This window comes from Microbacterium umsixpiens, from assembly GCF_053543675.1.
Map to the genome: position 1 here is coordinate 5,130 of NZ_JBLVOH010000061.1, position 730 is coordinate 5,859.

Sequence of the window (730 nt, forward strand, 5' to 3'; positions counted from 1 at the left end):
CGCGGGGAGCCCTCCCGGGGTGCTTTCCGGCGGGCAACCAAGGCTTCCCCGGTACTGGACGTTAGCTCTGATCGAGCGCGTACGCAGCAAAGCCGGGGAGGGTGAACGAGAGCCGCCCATGGCTGGATGCCTCGATGAGCCCCCTCTGCAGCAGCTTGTCGCGCGGTACGCCGAGGGACATACTCCCCACGCCGAGCCGCTCGGCGACGTCTTCTCGCTTCACATTGATGCCACCGAGTTCGGCGAGAGCAATCATGAACTCACGCTGCTTGACCGATGCGGAGCGCCAACGAGTGGCGAACAGCGTTTGCATCCGCCCGGCGACATTCGGAAGTGCGTCCGAGACGTGGGTAGGAGTGATCTGCGCGCCGGCGTCCGGAGATCCCGCTGCCGCCCACGTGGCCTCACCCACGAGCTGAACCTTGTAGGCATAACCGTCGGAAGCGTCGACGGCCATGCGGAGTGCGTCCTGATGCCAGCTCACACCCGGTCCTGTGCAGGCGTCAGCAGCGCCGCTGTCGCTCCGAGTTCGCCGATTCCGACCAACGGCTGAAAATCAAATCGCTCACTGAACGTCGCGGCCGAAGTCAGATGGTCCTCGCTACCGGGCAGGCCGACGCAGAAAAGACCGGCCGGGGGCGGCCCTGCCCGGAACCGACTTCGCGACTTCACCTGGAGTGTGCGGGCTGGTCTGGGACATGCGCGCACTGTGGCGGGGGCTTACAGTTGA

The 730-nt window shown here is 65.8% G+C and carries 1 protein-coding gene; it reads right to left on the bottom strand.

Annotated features, from left to right (window positions below):
* Window positions 1-61 precede the first annotated feature (61 nt).
* The gene (locus tag ACNPM4_RS06015; protein WP_448985059.1) at window positions 62-457 is read right to left on the bottom strand and encodes a hypothetical protein; all 396 of its coding nucleotides are present in this window, start codon (window positions 455-457) and stop codon (window positions 62-64) included.
* Window positions 458-730: the final 273 nt, after the last annotated feature.